The 17,331-nt window shown below is 60.0% G+C and carries 17 protein-coding genes and 2 pseudogenes; 11 read left to right on the top strand and 8 right to left on the bottom strand.

Going from position 1 to position 17,331, the window contains the following annotated elements; genetic code table 11:
• Positions 1-56 precede the first annotated feature (56 nt).
• From OCW50_RS27360 to OCW50_RS27320, 9 genes are all read left to right on the top strand, one after another.
• Complete coding sequence (locus OCW50_RS27360; RefSeq protein WP_262299765.1) at positions 57-2,927, top strand: ATP-binding protein; 2,871 nt, start codon at positions 57-59, stop codon at positions 2,925-2,927.
• 198 nt (positions 2,928-3,125) lie between these two features.
• Positions 3,126-4,256 (top strand): helix-turn-helix domain-containing protein, encoded by a 1,131-nt coding sequence (locus OCW50_RS27355; RefSeq protein ID WP_262299764.1) that lies wholly within the window; start codon positions 3,126-3,128, stop codon positions 4,254-4,256.
• Complete coding sequence (locus tag OCW50_RS27350; RefSeq protein ID WP_262299763.1) at positions 4,256-5,245, top strand: alpha/beta fold hydrolase; 990 nt, start codon at positions 4,256-4,258, stop codon at positions 5,243-5,245. Before OCW50_RS27355 ends, OCW50_RS27350 begins: the two co-directional genes overlap by 1 nt.
• Before the next feature lie 49 nt (positions 5,246-5,294).
• Entirely contained in the window at positions 5,295-6,266 is a 972-nt protein-coding gene (locus OCW50_RS27345) for an MBL fold metallo-hydrolase (protein WP_262299762.1), read from the top strand.
• A 45-nt stretch (positions 6,267-6,311) separates the two neighbouring features.
• Positions 6,312-6,758 carry a DUF6130 family protein gene (locus tag OCW50_RS27340; RefSeq protein WP_373371525.1) on the top strand — a complete coding sequence of 149 codons (447 nt, stop codon included), beginning with the start codon at positions 6,312-6,314 and terminating at the stop codon, positions 6,756-6,758.
• Between the two features lie 26 nt (positions 6,759-6,784).
• Complete coding sequence (locus OCW50_RS27335; protein WP_262299760.1) at positions 6,785-7,252, top strand: nuclear transport factor 2 family protein; 468 nt, start codon at positions 6,785-6,787, stop codon at positions 7,250-7,252.
• 207 nt (positions 7,253-7,459) lie between these two features.
• Positions 7,460-8,353: an MBL fold metallo-hydrolase gene (locus OCW50_RS27330; protein WP_262299759.1), complete on the top strand. Its 894-nt coding sequence runs from the start codon at positions 7,460-7,462 to the stop codon at positions 8,351-8,353.
• A 51-nt stretch (positions 8,354-8,404) separates the two neighbouring features.
• The gene (locus OCW50_RS27325) at positions 8,405-8,632 is read left to right on the top strand and encodes a hypothetical protein (RefSeq protein WP_262299775.1); all 228 of its coding nucleotides are present in this window, start codon (positions 8,405-8,407) and stop codon (positions 8,630-8,632) included.
• Positions 8,633-8,684: 52 nt separating this feature from the next.
• The gene (locus OCW50_RS27320; RefSeq protein WP_262299758.1) at positions 8,685-8,948 is read left to right on the top strand and encodes a DUF2171 domain-containing protein; all 264 of its coding nucleotides are present in this window, start codon (positions 8,685-8,687) and stop codon (positions 8,946-8,948) included.
• 16 nt (positions 8,949-8,964) lie between these two features.
• Here OCW50_RS27320 and OCW50_RS27315 read toward each other — a convergent pair whose 3' ends face one another.
• From OCW50_RS27315 to OCW50_RS27280, 8 genes and pseudogenes are all read right to left on the bottom strand, one after another.
• Positions 8,965-9,216: a DUF983 domain-containing protein gene (locus OCW50_RS27315; RefSeq protein WP_373371524.1), complete on the bottom strand. Its 252-nt coding sequence runs from the start codon at positions 9,214-9,216 to the stop codon at positions 8,965-8,967.
• Between the two features lie 134 nt (positions 9,217-9,350).
• Positions 9,351-9,524, bottom strand: a pseudogene (locus OCW50_RS33515) (DUF983 domain-containing protein); the annotation flags it as partial.
• 136 nt (positions 9,525-9,660) lie between these two features.
• Positions 9,661-10,167 (bottom strand): c-type cytochrome, encoded by a 507-nt coding sequence (locus OCW50_RS27305; RefSeq protein ID WP_262299773.1) that lies wholly within the window; start codon positions 10,165-10,167, stop codon positions 9,661-9,663.
• Positions 10,168-10,186: 19 nt separating this feature from the next.
• Positions 10,187-11,458, bottom strand: coding sequence for a sulfite dehydrogenase (soxC, locus tag OCW50_RS27300; protein ID WP_262299757.1), 1,272 nt, complete (start codon positions 11,456-11,458; stop codon positions 10,187-10,189).
• Between the two features lie 411 nt (positions 11,459-11,869).
• Positions 11,870-12,196 carry an SDR family oxidoreductase gene (locus OCW50_RS27295; RefSeq protein WP_262299756.1) on the bottom strand — a complete coding sequence of 109 codons (327 nt, stop codon included), beginning with the start codon at positions 12,194-12,196 and terminating at the stop codon, positions 11,870-11,872.
• Positions 12,197-12,274: 78 nt separating this feature from the next.
• Positions 12,275-12,973 (bottom strand): pirin family protein, encoded by a 699-nt coding sequence (locus tag OCW50_RS27290; protein ID WP_262299755.1) that lies wholly within the window; start codon positions 12,971-12,973, stop codon positions 12,275-12,277.
• A 69-nt stretch (positions 12,974-13,042) separates the two neighbouring features.
• The gene (locus OCW50_RS27285) at positions 13,043-13,792 is read right to left on the bottom strand and encodes an SDR family NAD(P)-dependent oxidoreductase (RefSeq protein ID WP_262299754.1); all 750 of its coding nucleotides are present in this window, start codon (positions 13,790-13,792) and stop codon (positions 13,043-13,045) included.
• Positions 13,793-13,853: 61 nt separating this feature from the next.
• Positions 13,854-14,240 (bottom strand): DUF302 domain-containing protein, encoded by a 387-nt coding sequence (locus tag OCW50_RS27280; RefSeq protein ID WP_262270432.1) that lies wholly within the window; start codon positions 14,238-14,240, stop codon positions 13,854-13,856.
• 1,079 nt (positions 14,241-15,319) lie between these two features.
• Here OCW50_RS27280 and OCW50_RS27275 point away from each other — a divergent pair.
• Entirely contained in the window at positions 15,320-16,111 is a 792-nt protein-coding gene (locus tag OCW50_RS27275; RefSeq protein ID WP_262299753.1) for an alpha/beta fold hydrolase, read from the top strand.
• 241 nt (positions 16,112-16,352) lie between these two features.
• A pseudogene (locus tag OCW50_RS27270) lies at positions 16,353-16,982 on the top strand (MIP/aquaporin family protein).
• Positions 16,983-17,331 lie beyond the last annotated feature (349 nt).

The raw sequence follows: 17,331 nt of genomic DNA, 5'->3' as shown, positions 1-17,331 counted from the left end.
GCTCGCGTTCATTCGGTCGCCCGCCTCTCCTGCAGCAAAGGAAACAGTCGCTGCCCATGCCTGAACCGCACAATCACGGGCCCGCAGAGCTAGTTTCCTTTGGCCCATTCACCCTCGATCGCACGGCAAGGCTCCTCCACAAGGACGGGATACCCATCGATCTGGGATCACGCGCCTTCGACATCTTGTGCGTGCTGGTCGACCGCGCCGGCCAGGTGGTCACCAAGGGCGAGCTTCTCGCAACCGTGTGGGAGGACGTTTCCGTCGACGAAAGCAGCCTCCGGTTTCAGGTCTCCGCCCTGCGTAAGGCACTCGGGGATGGCGGACCGGACGCTCGTTACCTGCAGACTCTTGCTGGCCGGGGCTATTGCTTCGTCGCGCCGGTGTCCCGCGCCACCCCGCCCCTCCCGTCAGCTCAGGTGACGGGACGATGCAACCCTAAGATACCCAACGGCATCCCCGCCCAGCTTGCCCGGATGGTGGGGAGGGACAATGCCGTTAGACGCATTTCCCGGCTGCTGCTGGACAGCCGCTTCGTTACCGTGACCGGTTCGGGCGGCATCGGCAAGACAAGCGTGGCCGTCGCGGTCCTCCACAAGGTCGCTGGCGAGCTTGGAGGGGCCGCCTGCTTTCTTGACCTTGGATCGTTGACCAACCCAGGTCTGGTGCCGACCGCGCTGTCGGCGGCGCTCGGGCTTGCAGTCCAGTCTGAAAATCCCACCGCAGAAGTCATCACGTTTCTGCAAGACAAGCAGATGCTCCTGCTTCTCGACTGCTGCGAGCCCGTCATCGAGACCGCAGCGGCTTTGACCGAATGCCTCTTCCAGGAGGCGCCCGGGGTGCACCTGCTTGCAACCAGCCGGGAGGCGTTGCGTGTGGAGGGCGAGAACGTGATTGCCCTGTCGCCGCTCGACAGCCCACCACAAGAGGCTGATCTTTCCCTTGGCGAGGTGCTCAAATTTGCTGCAGCCCAGCTCTTTACCGAGCGGGCCGTTTCGAGCGGATGGCTTTCCGGCTTCGGTGAGGAGGACGCGCCCGTTGTGGCTGAGATCTGCCGCAAGCTCGACGGCATCCCGCTTGCCATCGAACTCGCCGCGGGTGTCGTCAAGGTCTATGGGCTCAACGGCATTGCAGCGCTGCTCAAGGACCGGTTCGAGATCCTCAGTCAAGGCCGGCGTACAGCCCTTCCACGACACCAGACCCTGGCGGCAACCCTCGACTGGAGCTATGAGCTCTTGTCTCCCGTCGAACGTTCCGTCTTCCGTCAACTTTCCGTGTTCGTCGGCACCTTTACCCTGGACGCGGTTCGGTCCATCGTCATGACCGAAGACGGCAACCTGCCCGAGGTCATTCTGGCGCGGCTCGTCGCCAAGTCGCTTGTCGCCGTCAAGGCCGGGCGGCAGATCTCGCAATATCGGCTGCTGGACACCACACGCGCGTACGCTGCCCGGAAGCTGGCCGACAGCGGGGCGGCTCAGGCTGTGACGCGGCGTCATGCCGAATTCTTTGCCGGGTTTCTGCAACAGCTGAGTTTTGATCTCGAGCGGTCCTCCCATGCCTTCGCGGCCCACGGCGGTCATCTGGGCAACGTGCGGGCGGCATTGGACTGGGCGTTCTCCTCCGCAGGGGACCGCCAGCTTGGAACCGCCCTCGCCGCTGCGGCAGCGCCCTTCTACCTTGAACTGTCGCTGCTGACCGAATGCCGCCACTGGTGCCGTCAGGCTATCCCATACCTCGATGCCGGCGCACAAGGCGGCATCGTGGAGATCGATCTCCAGGCCGCGCTGGGGCTGACGGTGATGTTCACCGAAAGCAACAGCGATGAGGCCCGGATTGCCCTGGAGCGAGGCCTCGCCCTGGCCGAGGAGCTTGGGGACCTGCCCCGTCAATTCCGGCTGGTAGGTCGGCTCCACCTCTTCCACTACCGCACCGGCGACTTCCGGACCGCTCTCGGCTTTGCCCAGCGCAGCGAGGTCATCGCCGAGCAGATGGCGGATCCGGTTGCGATTGCAGCCGCCCATTCGCTGCTCGGCATCTCGCATCACTTTATGGAGGACCTGAAGACGGCTCACAAGCACCTCAATGCGGCCCTGGTGTTGCTTCCTCCTTCTCGAAACATCAACGGGTTGTATTTCGGGGTGGATTACCGCAATCGGGCCGGCATCTGCATGGCGCGAACCCTCTGGGTTCTCGGATTTCCTGATCAGGCAGCCCATGCGGCAAGGCAGATGGTTGAGGAAGCGGAAAGCCTGGACCACCCCTTGAGCCTATGCATCGCTCTTATTATGGCAGTAACCGTCTTTCTGTGGATCGGGAACTGGCAGGCTGCTGAGGGTTACATCACGAGGCTTGTGGAGCACGCGAGAAGCCGCTCCATCATCCCCTATCCGTCCGCGGGGATCGGCGTACAGGGCTACTTGATGATCATGCGTGGAAACGCCGAAGAGGGTATTCCTCTGATCCGAAGTGCCCTGCAGGATATGTATCGTCACCGGTACCACCTGATCACCACGGCCCTGTACAGCGCCATGGCCGAAGGCCTCCTGACGCTTGGCGCACGAGACCAGGCGCTGGAGGCCATTGAGACAGCATTCTCTGTGGTTCAGCAGCACGGCGATCTGTTCAACCTGCCGGAGCTTCTACGGATCAAGGGAGACATTCTTGCGTCCGGCGCACAGCCTGATTACCCCCAGGCCGAAGGTTGCTATCGTCATTCGCTCGAACTGGCATCACGCCATTCCGCACTGAGTTGGGAGCTTCGGACAGCAATCAGCTTGGCTCGCCTCTGGGCAGGGCAGGGACGCGTGAGTGAAGCAGTCCAGGTGATAAAACCGATCCTCGCGCAGTTCACGGAAGGAATCGCCACTCCCGACTATCAGCGGGCGGAACGCCTGATCAGCGAGTTGACTGGATCCGAAACAAACTGAGTGCGCAGACCGCTCATAAAACCTCATGATCCGCTGAGCGGAACAAGCCGGTTAAGCGACTGTTTCTCTGCTGCCCCCTCAAGTGAATGCATGCGCCAGCAGACCCTTCGCGTCCCAATCTCACAAGATCCCACAGCAGCCCACAACATCTAACACCGCGAGACAGGCAGGCGGGTGTACCCCTGTTGAGGACGCCTGGTGGAAGAGAACCTCATCGAGTGGCTCACCATGGGAACTTTCGTACACGCACTGGCTGTCGATTGTCGCGGGACACCAGATTCCTGGCTGCTCGCCGAGAAGCCGACACATCGCCTGGATCCGGGCTGGAAGACGCCCGTCCTGCCGTTCTATCGGGGCGCCCAGATCGTAGGCTGGAATCACCTGGCGTGGAGCTCCATGACGGCCGTTGTGGTCGATCTCCGATCCGCGGGTCAAATTCTTACAGAGTTGAACGCTGGCTTCACCCGGATCTGCATCGCCCTGGAGGAGGTTGGCGGAATCTTCCAGATCGGCGGGGAGCGATCTCCGAGAGAAGCGGCCCAGATGGCCCGAGGCACGATCAGCGTCATCCCCCCAGGATCGCGAGCTTACGGCAAGGGGGATGACGTGACGTTCATGCGCCAGCTGATCCTCCAGGTCGATCAGCAAACGCTCTGCGAAACGTTTGGCCCACAGATCGATGCCGCTTGCGCCCTCGCGCCACGCCTCATGGTGTCGAACATACGCCTGCGGCGGCTTGGCCAGATCATTGCCGAGGAGTGCACCGCCGGCACAGCCATGAGTCGAGCCTATGGCGACAGCATGACGATGGCCGTGCTGTCTGCGCTCGCCGACTCCGCGGATGCCGAAGGCGAACAGGTGGAAGCCCGGGGTGGACTAGCGCCATGGCGGCTTACCCAGGTGACCCAATACCTCTTCGAGAACCTGTCGGAACGCCTGGAACTTAACACCCAGGCGGCGATTGCCGGGTTGTCGAAGTCGCACTATTGCCGCGCCTTCAAGGCATCTCTGGGGCTCTCGCCGCATCAGTGGCTCCTGGCGGCCCGCGTTGAGAAGGCCAAGCAGTATCTACTGGAAGAAGAAACGCCGCTGGCCGAGATCGCACTCGCCGTCGGGTTCACGGATCAAGCCCACTTTACCCATACATTCAGCAGACTCGTAGGCGCCAGTCCACGCGCATGGCAGCGGGCCCGCTGCACGCCGCCGGAGCCGCCACCAAACCAAAGATCGGCCTTCGAGGTGATCCCGGGGTCTCTCCACACCGGTTCGACGGCCCGCGGAGCAAGCAATCACCACCCCTTCCAACCTGCCTCTGAGAGGACGCGATAATGACCCAGACGAACAGCGGCTCCAACTCAATCACATCACGCCGGACTATCCTGATGGGGGCGTCTGGCGCTGCGGCCTCTACAGTCTTCGGCGTCCCGGTGCTGCTGGCAGCGAGCCACGATCTGGCGGCGCAGACTTCCTCCTCCACCCTCCAGAAAGGACAGACCATGGCAACGATCACCACCAAGGACGGCGCGCAGATCTACTACAAGGACTGGGGCAAAGGGCAGCCGGTCGTCCTTAGCCATGGCTGGCCGCTCACCGCGGACGCATGGGAAAACCAGATGTTCTTCCTAGCTAACAATGGTTATCGCGTGATCGCCCATGATCGCCGCGGCCATGGCCGGTCGAGCCAGACTTGGGATGGCAACGATTTGGACACCTACGCCGATGACCTCGCCCAGCTCGTGCAGGAACTCGACCTGCGGGACGTCATTCATATTGGTCACTCCACGGGTGGCGGCGAAGTCACCCGCTACATCGGCAAACACGGCACGAGCCGAGTGAAGAAGGCGGTGCTGGTCAGCGCCATACCGCCCTTCATGCTCAAGACAGAGTCCAATCCGACAGGCCAGCCGAGAGAGGAGTTCGACAAGGTGCGAGCGGGCGTTCTCGCTGATCGCACCCAGTTCTGGAAGGACCTGAGCCTTGCCTTCTACGGCTATAATCGACCGGGGGCCAAGATCTCCGAGGGCGTACGGGAACAATTCGTCTATCAGTCCATGATGGCAGGCTTCCCGGCATCGTATTTCGGCATCAAGGCCTGGTCGGAGACCGATCTCACGGAAGATCTCAAGAAGATCACTGTTCCGGCGCTCGTCGTGCATGGCAACGACGATCAAATCGTTCCGTTCGCCAACTCGGCGGAGCGGTCATCCAAGATCATCCCCAAGGCAACGCTGAAGGTCTACGAGGGTGCGCCGCATGGTCTTCCCACTACCCACAAAGACCAGCTGAACCAGGATTTGCTTGCCTTCCTTAGAACGTAACTGGCTCCGCACTAATCCATTTGCCGCCGGAAGAACCCAGGAAGCTTTCATGTCAAACCCTCATGACTTTCGTCTCTCGCGACGGGGCTTCTGCCTGTGCTGTCTGGGTGCCACGACCTTCGCAGCTTCCGGCGGCTGGTTGACGCCGAGCGAGGTCTTCGCCCAGTCCAAGAGCATCGTTGACAACATCAGGGCCGCAGCGGCGGAAGCGCCAATTCAGGTTCATAAGCTACGCAACGGCATCAGCGTGCTTGAAGGCTCGGGCGGCAACGTCGCCGTGCTCACCGGGCCGGATGGCAAGGTTCTGGTCGACGCCGGGATCACAGCCTCGCGTCCGCGTATTCTTGAGGCTTTGTCTGGTCTTGGCAAGGATCCAATCCGACATCTGATCAACACTCACTGGCATTTTGACCATACCGACGGCAATGAGTGGCTGCACCAGGAAGGTGCGTCCATCCTTGCCCACGAGAATACCCGCAAGCATCTTGCGATGGCCACGCGGGTTGAGGACTGGAACTTCAACTTCCCGCAGTCGCCGTCGGGCGCCCTTCCGTCCGAGGTGTTCTCCCAGGACAAGACCCTTAAGATGAACGGCACGACGTTGGCGCTTAAGCACTACGAACCGGCCCACACCGACAGCGATATTTCTGTCTACTTTCATGAACCTGACATCCTGCATACCGGTGACACTTATTGGAATGGGTTCTACCCATTTATCGATTATTCGACCGGCGGCAGCATCGACGGGACGATCCGGGCGACCGAGGCTAATCTGGCGGCGATCACCAACAATACGATCGTGATCCCGGGGCATGGTCCCCCCGTCAGCAACAAAGCACAACTCACTGAGTATCGCGACATGCTCGTGATCCTTCGTGACAAGGTGGCGGCTATGAAGAAGCAGGGGCGGTCGCTGGACGAAATCGTAGCGGCAAACCCCACGGCTGATTATGACGCCAAGTGGGGTCAGTTTGCCGCGAACCCCGCCCTCTTCACCAAGCTCCTCTATGAGGGCGTGTGATGTGTCAAAGCCGACCCAAACTCCTAAGGACAAGTCATGCAATGCATGCTCAAAGGGATACTTGCCATGGCAGCCAGTACCATCGTTGCCGGCGCAGCCTCCGGCCAGAGCGCCAAGGACATCCGCGGACCATCACCCCTGGTTGCTGTCGAAAACGAGGCGCCGCCCCGATTGGTCGTCGATTCCCCTCTCCCGGAACAGCTCGCCATGGGTTGGGTGTTCATCCAGTACCGGACGGAGAATATGCGCATCGTACCGGTGTTCGGCCCGGGCGCCCTCGATGTGTCGCCGCGGATCGGGCATATCCACGTCACTGTGGATGATGCCCCGTGGCATTGGGCCGATGCCAGCGGCGAAACCCTGGTCTTGGTGGGCCTTCCGCCAGGGCCGCACAAGGTGCTGATTGCGTTGGCCGATCCCACCCACAAGGTCATCACCAGCCAGGCTGTCAGCTTCGTGGTGCCCGACCCGCAATCCCGGGACAGACAGTAGGTCTGGATCTTTCCTGGAGAACGTTAATGGCCGACCGCCCTCCCCTGCCGCCCTTCACCCGCGAGTCTGCGGTCGAGAAAGCCCGCTTGGCCGAGGATGGTTGGAACAGCCGGAATCCTGAAAAGGTCGCACTCGCCTACACGGAAGACACCTCCTGGCGCAACCGGGCCGAATTCCTGCGCGGCCGGCACCAGGTGATCGAATTCCTGCGCCGCAAGTGGGAGCGCGAGCTTGATTACCGGCTGATCAAGGAGCTGTGGGCCTTCTACGAGAACCGGATTGCGGTGCGGTATGCCTACGAGTGGCATGATGACGATGGTCACTGGTACCGCTCCTATGGCAACGAGAACTGGGAGTTCGACGAGCACGGCCTGATGCAGCGGCGCTTTGCCTGCATCAACGACATGCCGATCAAGGAAGCCGACCGAAAGTTCCACTGGCCCCTCGGCCGGCGGCCGGACGGCCACCCGGGGCTGAGCGAACTTGGAATGTGAGACAGGGGGAGGCTATGATCACTCTCTCGGGTCATGCGTTCACAGTTTCCATTCCGGTAGCCGCCGGCGACCACGTCTGGACAAGGCGCTTGCGGCGAGCAATCAGCTCACGTCAAACCGCTGCTCCCCACGGCTCAATTCCATATCGGTCGTTTCACAACCATTGCCTTGGCGAACAGCTATTCAACCCGGAAGAGGAGATCCATCATGGGCCAAGTCACGGACAGGAGTGCGCAAGCACCCGTGCCAAGGGAGGCCTATGCGGCTGACCTCTCCCGCTTCAGCCATGGCGATTTCGACATCACGGTTTTCAGTGACGGGTTCATCACGCTTACGGCTGAGATCATTCTCCCAGACGCACCGCCGGACGAAAGACCTGCCATTCTCAGACGTCTGGGCGGCGATGCCGAAAGCGCCCCTTATCAGGTCAACATCCCCTTGATCCGTGCCGGCAACGATCTGATCCTGGTCGACAACGGCTCCGGGGATAAGTTCCAGGCCAGTGCCGGCAAGCTTGCCGCCAACTTGAAAGCGGCGGGTGTCGACCCGGCCTCAATCACGAAAGTCGTGTTCACCCATATCCATCCCGATCATGCAGGCGGCACAATCCTTCCTGATGGAACGCTGCTGTGCCCCAATGCTCACTACTACGTCAATGATGCAGAATGGCGGTTCTGGACTGACCCGAATTACGAAACGACCATGCCCGCCACCCTGCATGATTTCGCTCGTGGGTCACAGCGGGACATGGCGGCCGTCCAAGACCGTCTGACCCGGTTCAAGCCCGGGGATGAGATCGTCAGCGGCATGCGGGTGCTCGAGACGCGTGGCCACACGCCGGGCCATGTCTCGTTTGAGCTCGCTGGTGGTGACGGCCTGATCATCAATGGCGATGTCTCAACGAGCAATATTTTGTTCTTCGAGCACCCGAACTGGCACTTCGGCTTCGATACCGAGCCTGAGATCGCACTCAAGACCCGCCAGGCGTTCCTTGATCGTGTCGCGAATGAGAAGACCAAGATGCTGGGATACCACTGGGTCTATCCCGGCGTCGGCTATGCCGAACGCAAGGGCACGGCATACCAGTTCGTTGCCGCATGAGGGAGATCGTCATGATCCGCAATCCTCCTTTGCTCTAAGATCTTGGGGTATATGACGGTCACGGACGCAAAGGACAATCCGGATCTCGCGACGCAATTCGCGGTGCCGGGCTATGGTGCCACCATCGTGGCCGGTGACGGCTCACGCCAGCCGAGCCAGAACGAGCTGGACGGCGCCCGCTTCCAGAGCTGGCATGTGGCCGAGATTGCGAGTAGGCTGAGGTGCGGGGCCATTCCAAGACCAATGGATCTACAGATGGTATTGCCGAGACGAGCCTAGCATTCAGGCCCGCCACCGGCCCCGGCTTTGGCTCTCTAAAAGGAGAAGGCACATGGCAGACACGAACGCAATCCGTGAGCACATGGAAGTGATCGGAGCCGATGGTGTCCATATCGGCACCGTTGACGGCGTCGAAGGCAATCGCATCAAGCTGATCAAGGCAGACAGCGGCATGGGAGCCCATGCCGGCCACCATCACTACGTTCCGATGTCTCTGGTCGCAGAGGTCGAGGGCGACAAGGTTAGGTTGTCCGCCACCGCGGATGTCGCGGTAACCTTCGAGGAGGAGGCCGACGGCAGCGCCCAAAGGCTGTGACGGGTCCGGCTCGAGATTATGGCCATGACCGCTTCGCGGAGCCAGCAGCGGGGCTTTTCGTTGCCGCCGGCCGTCCCTCCTCCGCATGATATACATACTGGTTCGCAATCAACCATCCTTTGAGCGGGCGCAACGGAAGGAGACTGCTCAGGAGAAGGAATGGGAGCGTCGTGAACAGGTGTACCCAGAGGGGAGCCTCAAACTCGGCCTCGATCCAGATGCCTAAAGCATCGGACGTGAAAAGTGGACTTGCCCTTTTGGGATCCATCCGATGCTTTCCTCTTGAATGAGAGCATCGGTCAGAACGGACCCAGCGGGCCGCGCCAGCGAAAACCGGATCCACTTTTCACTGCCGTGGCCCTTCGGGTCGCTGACGCGGCCCTCTGGGTCCGTCCGATGCTCTAAGGCGGTGCTTGGCACGCCTCCGATGCTAATGGCGAGGAAAGCCGGCCCATCTGCCGGATCGGCGAAGGCGTAATCCAGCCCACACACCTCACACCTGGGTCGGAGCTGCGGGAAGCCCTGAAACAGACGTCCACGTCCACACCGGGGGCAGCGCCCTCGGAGGCCAGTCATCACTGGCGACAATGGAGGTCATTCCCGGTCCGTTATCGGACAAGCCTTCAGCATGGATCCGACCAAGGGATCCGGCTGCCTTTCATCAGGGAATCCGGCTCATCAGCGGACATCACCGGGGGCATAATGTGTCCTGCTACCTCGAGTTTCGGATGACCTGGAACTCTGGTTCGGGGATGAACCCGTCACGATTGGGCATTTGGATCTTCGGTAGATTGTTCCTGTCGAGCTTCGCGTCCGCAGGCACGATGCCGTTGAGGTTGAGGATATAGGCGACAAGCGCATAGGTCTCATCATCGCTGAGCGACCCCGGTGTCGGGTAAGGCATGGCTCTCCGGATGTAATCGAACAAGGTCGTCGTATAGGGCCAGTAGCTCCCCACCGTCTTGACGGGGCTACTCGAACTGAGAGTGCCCTGTCCGCCGACAAGCCGATCCTTGATCCCCCCTTGGCCATTCGGCCCATGGCAAGCCACGCAATTGTTCTCGTAGACCGTTGCTCCCGCAGCAACCGTACCACTGCCTGCCGGCAGACCGGAGCCGTCTCGCCGGACATCGATATCCCAAAGCCTGATCTCCTCAGGCGTGGCAGGTCGGCCGAAGTCGCGGCTATGGGCTGTCGAAAACAGACAGAGACAGATCATTCCGCTTGCGATGAGGGCTCTAATCGAGAACATTACGAACTCTCCCGGCGGCGTCTATCGCCCAGGTCTGCTGTGCGCTATAATGGAACAGCGCATTGGTTCCGACTTTGGCGATGAACGATTTGCGATCGGGCTGGACATTGCCCTTCTCATCGGTCGAGCGACTCACGATCTTCGTCGGCTCTCCATTCCATTCCCAATCCATCTGAAAGCGCGTCTGCGCTTTCGGAAGGATCGGATTGTTCAGGCTTGCGTCCTTCCAGGTCCACGCGCCGTCTGTGCTGATCTCGACCCTGGTAATCTTGCCGTATCCGCTCCATGCCAAGCCGGTGACGCGGTTATAGCCGGGCTTTATCTCCATCATGCCGGACGGCGAGGTGATCACTGAGTTCACGTCCTGCCGCAACTGAAACTGTATGGCTTTACCGTCGGCCTGCAGCTGCGTATAGCGCGCCGTCTCCCAGCGCGTCAGGAACGGACGGTCGCCGAACTTGAGGCGTCGCAGCCATTTGATGTTGAGGTTGCCTTCAAGTCCCGGCAGGAACAGCCGGAGTGGGAAGCCATGAGCGGGCCGTAGCGGCTCACCATTCTGCCCGTAAGCGAGGATGGCCTCGCTGATCACTTCATCAGTCAGCGGAATGCTCCGCGCGACCCCTGCCCCGTCGGCACCCTCTGCCAACATCCATGTGGAGGCACGATCCACTCCCGCCAGGTCGATCAGAAAAGAGAGCGGGACTCCCGTCCACTCATGCATGCTGATGAGGCCATGGGTGTTCTGCACCGTGACATTGTCAGGCGCGCTCTTCCAGTTCTCCCACCCATTCCCGGTACATTCGAGGAAGGCAATCCGAGACATGGACGGCATGGCCCTGATGTCGTCCATCGTCAGGACGATCTCTCTTCTGACCATACCATGCACCAGAAGCCGGTGCTTTGTAGGATCGAGGTCGGGCACCCCGGAGTGACTACGCTCGTAGTGGAGGTCCGATGGCGTGATTGTCCCGACAAGCTTATCCAGCGGCGTCTTGGAGTTGATGGCGTCGATCGGATCGACATTGCGTTTGCCAGGGCCGGCCTCTGGGATGCGCTCGATGTGCACATATTGTGAGCGCTCGCTATGGCCCGATAGGACATCCCCAGGCTCCCGTGGTGGAACATCGGCCAACGTATCCGCTGCTGCCTTGCCCGTGACAGCCGCACCAGCTGCCCCTGCGGACACCTTGAGGAACCGCCTCCGGGAAACCCGGTGATCGTCCGCCGATTGTTGCGGCGTTTTGTCTTTGCTCAACATAGGTCTCTCACCAAGCCGACGCCTATGCTGCCCGATGATAGCTTCTGCAACCACGCGCGGCGCGGGCAATGACTGCATTCAAATATGAACAATTAACCTCTTCAGAGCATCCGTCTTGGAGAGAATTGCTCCGCACTGTCAAAGCTTGCTACTGCCGCTGCACCTAACGTCCAAAAACGGTATCCTGACAGGTCCATCAAGGCAGCTTTCAGCCGTGGCATGTCCAACTGCGGGAAGCTAGCTCAAATCATCTCCACGCCACTGGCGCAGTTGCCCGCCCGTAGGAGCCAAGGTCCTTGTGTGCTGCCCTCGAGTGTCATCACGTCGAAGGACAGGCTATCCTTCTTCGTTTTGGTCGTTTGCAAGCAAAACGTCATCGCAGACCTGAGCCAGCTTTGCAGTGGACCAGTGTCAGTCCTTCCTCGAGGCGAGCGCGGTCCACGCGAGATAGCCGCCGCTGATGTCAAGGACAAACCCTGTGATGAAACCTGCGTTGGGACCAGATAAATAGACCACGCCGGCAGCTACCTCCTCGACTGTGGCTAGGCGGCGAGTTGCGAAAAGGTCCAAATGGCCCGGCGGTAGCTTTCCTTCTGAATTCGCAACCATGTCGGTCACCATGACGCCCGCCTGAATGACGATAACAGTGATGTTGGCGGCCTTATTCAGGATTGCAGATAGATTTGCCAATCCCTGCAGGAACACGGGCACTGAAGCTTGGTACATCGACAATGTCATTGGCGCTCTCCCGCCTGCCAAACTGTGTTAGACCCAGGATGCGACTAGCGGTACGTCAATCAAGATGAGCTCGCGTGGCTAGCCAACTTCGACAACGACGATCTCGGTCTCGCTGAGGGAAGTGACCGAAAACCGGGGCTCACCTGTCACCGCCGCACCATCGCGAGGTGCAATGGGAAAACCATCGAGTTCGATCGAACCCACAGTCGTCACGAGATAGGCGCTTCGGCCTTTGCCAAGGTAGTGGACAATTGTTTCTCCTGGCTGCATCGACGCTATGAGCACTCGAGCGTCAGCGTTAATGAAGAGGGCACTAAGCTCGGAGGGATCACCGCTTGCTAACGCCATAAGACGTCCGTTCCGGTCAGCGCGGGGAAAGGCACGGCTGCTCCAGCGGGAGGCACCACCGCGGTGACGAGGCTCAATCCAGATTTGGAACAATCGGGCCGGGACGGGTTCAGCGTTAAACTCGGAATGGTGGATTTCTGCCCCAGCGCTCATTACCTGCACACTACCGGCTTCGAGGCGCGCCTTGTTGCCAAGGTTATCTTGATGCGTAATTGCGCCCTCAAGAACATTGGTGACAATTTCGACGTTCTCGTGGGAGTGGCTCGGGAAGCCGGAGCGTGGGGCGAACTCGTCGTCGTTCCAGACCCGCAAAGCACCCAGAGGGCGATGTTCAGGCCGCCCCATATTGGCGAAGGCGAAGTGAAGCTTGGCCGTCAACCAGTCGCGGTGCATGACGCCGAGATCTTCGTAAGGACGATGGTCGATCATGATCCCACTCGCTGCGATGTGCGGCTCGGCGCAACGGCCCCCTGTTCGACAGGGCGCTGTTAGGAGCTGTCAGATTTGAGCCTCGCCGCCATCGACGAAGAGCTCGATCCCAGTTACGAAGCTTGAGGCATCTGACGCCAAGAACACTGCTGCCTTACCGATTTCATCGGGATCGCCGACCCGGCCGATCGGCAGTTTGGCGGCGAAGCTGGACAGAAGATCCTGCTCTTGATCAGGAGGCACCAATCCGAGCAGGCCTGGGGTTCTGGTGGGGCCCGGGCTCAGGACGTTAACCCGTATGCCAGTGCCCTTCAGATCTAGAATCCAGGTGCGCGCGAAGTTGCGCACCGCTGCCTTGGAGGCGCTATAGATGCTAAAAGCCGGATTGGCGACCCGACTGGTGGTCGACCCAGTCAGTATAATCGACCCACCGTCCCGCATTAAAGGCAGGGCTTTCTGTACTGTAAACAGAGTGCCTTTGACATTGGTATTGAAGGTCTTGTCGAAATGCTCTTCGGTGATTTCGCCGAGAGGCGCAAATTCGCCGCCACCGGCATTCGCCACGAGAACGTCGAGCCGACCATACTGAACTTTTACCTGATCGAACAGCGCGTCCAGATCTGATAACTGCGAGACATCGGCCCGGATGGCAGATGCGCTCGGGCCGATCGCGCTGACTGCAGCGTCTAATTCTGCTTGGCGACGTCCCGTGATGATGACGGAAGCGCCCTCGGAAGCGAACCGCTTGGCGATGCCAAGACCAATGCCAGTACCGCCGCCGGTTATGAGGGCGAGTTTACCCTTAAGTGATTGAGACATTTCACTTACTCCTCGATTTACGGGATAGGACATAGTCCACGGCCTGGATGTCGCATCCCGACTAATTCTCCTTGGATGTGCGTGCGATGGTATTGACAATCAGTTCTTCAGCAGGGGCGAGTTTCGCAGCCATGCCGGCGGGCAGCCCATGCTTCCCTTCCAGAGACGTCGACGGGTTGAAGGTCACGTACGTCTTTCCATCGTCCGCCACGCGAACCAGGACCCGAAGTGGAAGCTCGAGCGCAAAGTCTGGTGCCTCGGTCATCAGCGGGGTTCCGCCCCTGGGATTTCCGTAGATGAGAACTATGGTTGGCGGCATGTCGAGGCCGACCGACTGGGCAGCCGCACGATGGTCAATCGTTGCAAATATCTTGAAATCCTTGCTCTCAAGAGTCGATTTCAGGCGAGCAAGCGTTTCGGCAAATGAATAGGCGCTCTCGAGTCTCATGGCTTCCTCCGCCGAAGCTCCACTTGCCATGCAGCCGATGAAAGTCGCCGCGATGCCAAGGACCCTGCTGCTGGTGAGTGCCAAAGCAACCGAGATGAGTGACCTGCTGCTCATACCCTCAGACCGAAAGCAACGAATAGGATGCATGTGCAGAGCTAATTATAGCTACAACGAAAGGTATCCCGCCCGATGAACTCTCCTTTGACGGCGCAAAGGACCAAAGACTTGTGCGTGGAATCTAGCTTACGATTAGCAGGTTCCGAGCGACCATCTTGCAAAGGATCTCCTCAAATTGTAGATTATTGCTCTTGGTGCAGCTTATTTTTGGCGGAGAAACTCTGGATAGAGTCTGACCGCGCTTGCACACAGAACACTCTGAGTATTCCGAATGGGTGATGCTGTGTCGTGAGATCATGTGAAAAACTTGCGCACCGTTACGGACTAGGACGAACATGGCCAGCCGAACCGGGTGCTCACCCGCCACATAACGCGGTTTAGAGCGACTTTCTGCTATAAAGTGTCCAATAGGACTCCCGCCGACGAGATCGGACGAAAACTGTTCTCCACGACCAACGCGCTGACACGCCTCTTTCAGCGAATGGCAGCAGCCGCCTTGGTTGTGAGTGCTCGCGATAGCTAAAGTAAGACAACAGTGAGGCGCCTTCCAGGAAGAGTCGAGTTTGTCATGGCCTTCGAAGTGCTGCAAACGCACCATCGCACCCGTTCGTGGTTTGTTTGACCACAATCCAAAATATGAGCGATTTCTTGCAATCCGATCGGTGCGAGTTTTTGCATGCTCGATCAGACGAGGATGACAGTTTCGGACCAAGCCAAAGCCCCGGTCTGGCCACACGCCCTGTGTCGTTTCGCCGGCCACAATGGGGGCCCCAGTTTTGGTGTTAGCAGGATGGCGAGAGAGGATGACAGCCTGATTGGGAACGGAGAGGGAGTGCTGTGCCTGCCCGGCTGTCGGTACGCCCGCATCAAGGCGATACAGATCAAGCAGGAGGGGCTACAATCACACGGTTTTCGTGCACGTGGCGCGCTACCGAAGAACCTGAACACCCGATGGTAAGACTATGAGCGAGCCTATCCTTCATGATGAAGAGCAGGGCGACGGATCGCCTGCCCTCGTGTTTCTCCACTATTTCGCCGGCTCCCTGCGGTCTTGGGCCCATGTGGCCGGAGATCTGTCGCACATCTACAGGTGTCTGCGGATCGATCTTCCAGGCTTCGGCCGCTCGCCGCCCTTACGGGCCTTCAGCGTCGATGCGGTTGCCCAGGTGCTTTCGCGGCGCATTGCGGGCCTTCGCCTCAAGTCTTTCGTCCTTATCGGCCACTCCATGGGCGGCAAGCTGGCGCTCGCCTGCGCCGCCGCTCATCCTCCAAGCCTTGCTGGCGTGGTCTTGGTGGCTCCGCCACCCCCTTCGCCTGAGCCAATGGACGAGAAGGAGCGAGCGCGCCTGCTGACAACCCACCGCGACCGCGCCTCGGCGGAGCATACACTGCGCATGATCACTCAGCGACCGATCCTAGCAGAGGACGCCGAAATCTGTATCGCCGACAACCTCATGACCTCAGCCGATGCCTGGAACTGGTGGCTGGCGCAGGGTAGCCGCGAGAACATCACGGCTCAGGCCGAGCGGATTGTCTGCCCGGTCTTGGTCCTGGGCGGCAGCGCTGACCCGGTCATCCCGCCGCCCGTGATTACGACCGAGGTTATGCCCCGGCTCGCCGACGCCTCTCGCGTCGAGATTGCACGTGCCGGACACCTCCTTCCGTTCGAGGCCTCAAAGGAGGTTGCAGATAGTATCCTGAGATTCGTCCGTGAGAGATGCCGTGACACAGCGCCGAGAGCCGATCGGTCGTGACCGGTGGGGAGACGCGCGGTACCCCTTCGGGTAGCCGGCAGCCTCTTATCCATCTTTTCGGCTGCCTCGAACCTATGATCTCTCGGAAGACCAGTAGATACGCATAGGCCGGGTGCATCGGTCCGGCCGCCTTGTTCAAGGGCACCTCTCTTCACGCAAAGCTGTATCGCAATCAACCTGATCCGTCAGTGGGTACCATGTGAAGTCGATACGTACTGCGCCGATCTCGATCGTCATACTCATGTTCCGGCAAGAGAGCCCCGGTTCAAGGCTCATTCCCGGCGAAGGAATGCGCCTGTTTCTGACGGGAGGATTGTTCGGATCGGTGGGAGCCCTGATTGCGATTTCGCCGATCGGGCGCATCAGCGGCGCACACCTCAATCCTGCAGTAACTCTTGCCTTTTGGTTGGAGAAGAAACTGGCATGGCGCGATGCAAGTCTTTAGGTCATGGCTCAGTTCACTGGCAGCGCCGCTGGCGCCCTGCCTCTCCTGGGCTGGGGACGCATGGGCGAAAGCGTTGCGTTCGGTGCAACGCAGCCGGGATCCGGAGTCCCCATCTGGGTTGCCATGTTGGGTGAGACGGGAGTGACGTTTCTGCTCATCCTTGCGATTTTGGCAACAGCCGCCCATCCCAGCACGCGGCGTTTGACGCCGCTCGTGTTGCCTGCTGTCCTCTCAGTGCGGGTATGGCTGGAGGCACCCATTTCCGGTGCCAGTGCAAACCCGGCTCGTGCGTTCGGACCTGCGCTTGTGGCAAGTATCTCTATGAACCCATGGATCTACATTGGAGGGCCTTGTCTCGGAGCTATCCTGTATGCTGGCTTCCTGCGCCTTGAGGCCGTCCACCTGCCACGTGTGACGGTTGCCTGATTGTTTCATTTCAACGTCAAACTTTGACAGCCTGCCGGCACGAAAGGTCCGCTCCGGGTCAGCAGGTAATGTTGAGCAGGTCAAATGAGAGTCCGCTCACGCCGATAAAGCGGAAATCCGGCTAAGGTCAGCCCCGTGCCATTAGAGCATCGGACGGACCCAGCGGGCCGCGTCAGCGGCCCGCTGGGTCCGTTCTGACCGATGCTCTCATCCAAGAAGAATGCATCGGATGGATCCCAAAAGGGCAAGTCCACTTTTCACGTCCGATGCTTTAGCGGTCATCCGGTCATCGCCGGACGGTTGCTACGCCACCGACGCCTCTGTTGTGCTCTCTCACCGCGGGCCATTG

Origin of the sequence: Microvirga sesbaniae (assembly GCF_025460805.1) — a bacterium.
GTDB lineage: Bacteria > Pseudomonadota > Alphaproteobacteria > Rhizobiales > Beijerinckiaceae > Microvirga > Microvirga sesbaniae.
This window is presented reverse-complemented; position numbering and strand designations above follow the sequence as displayed.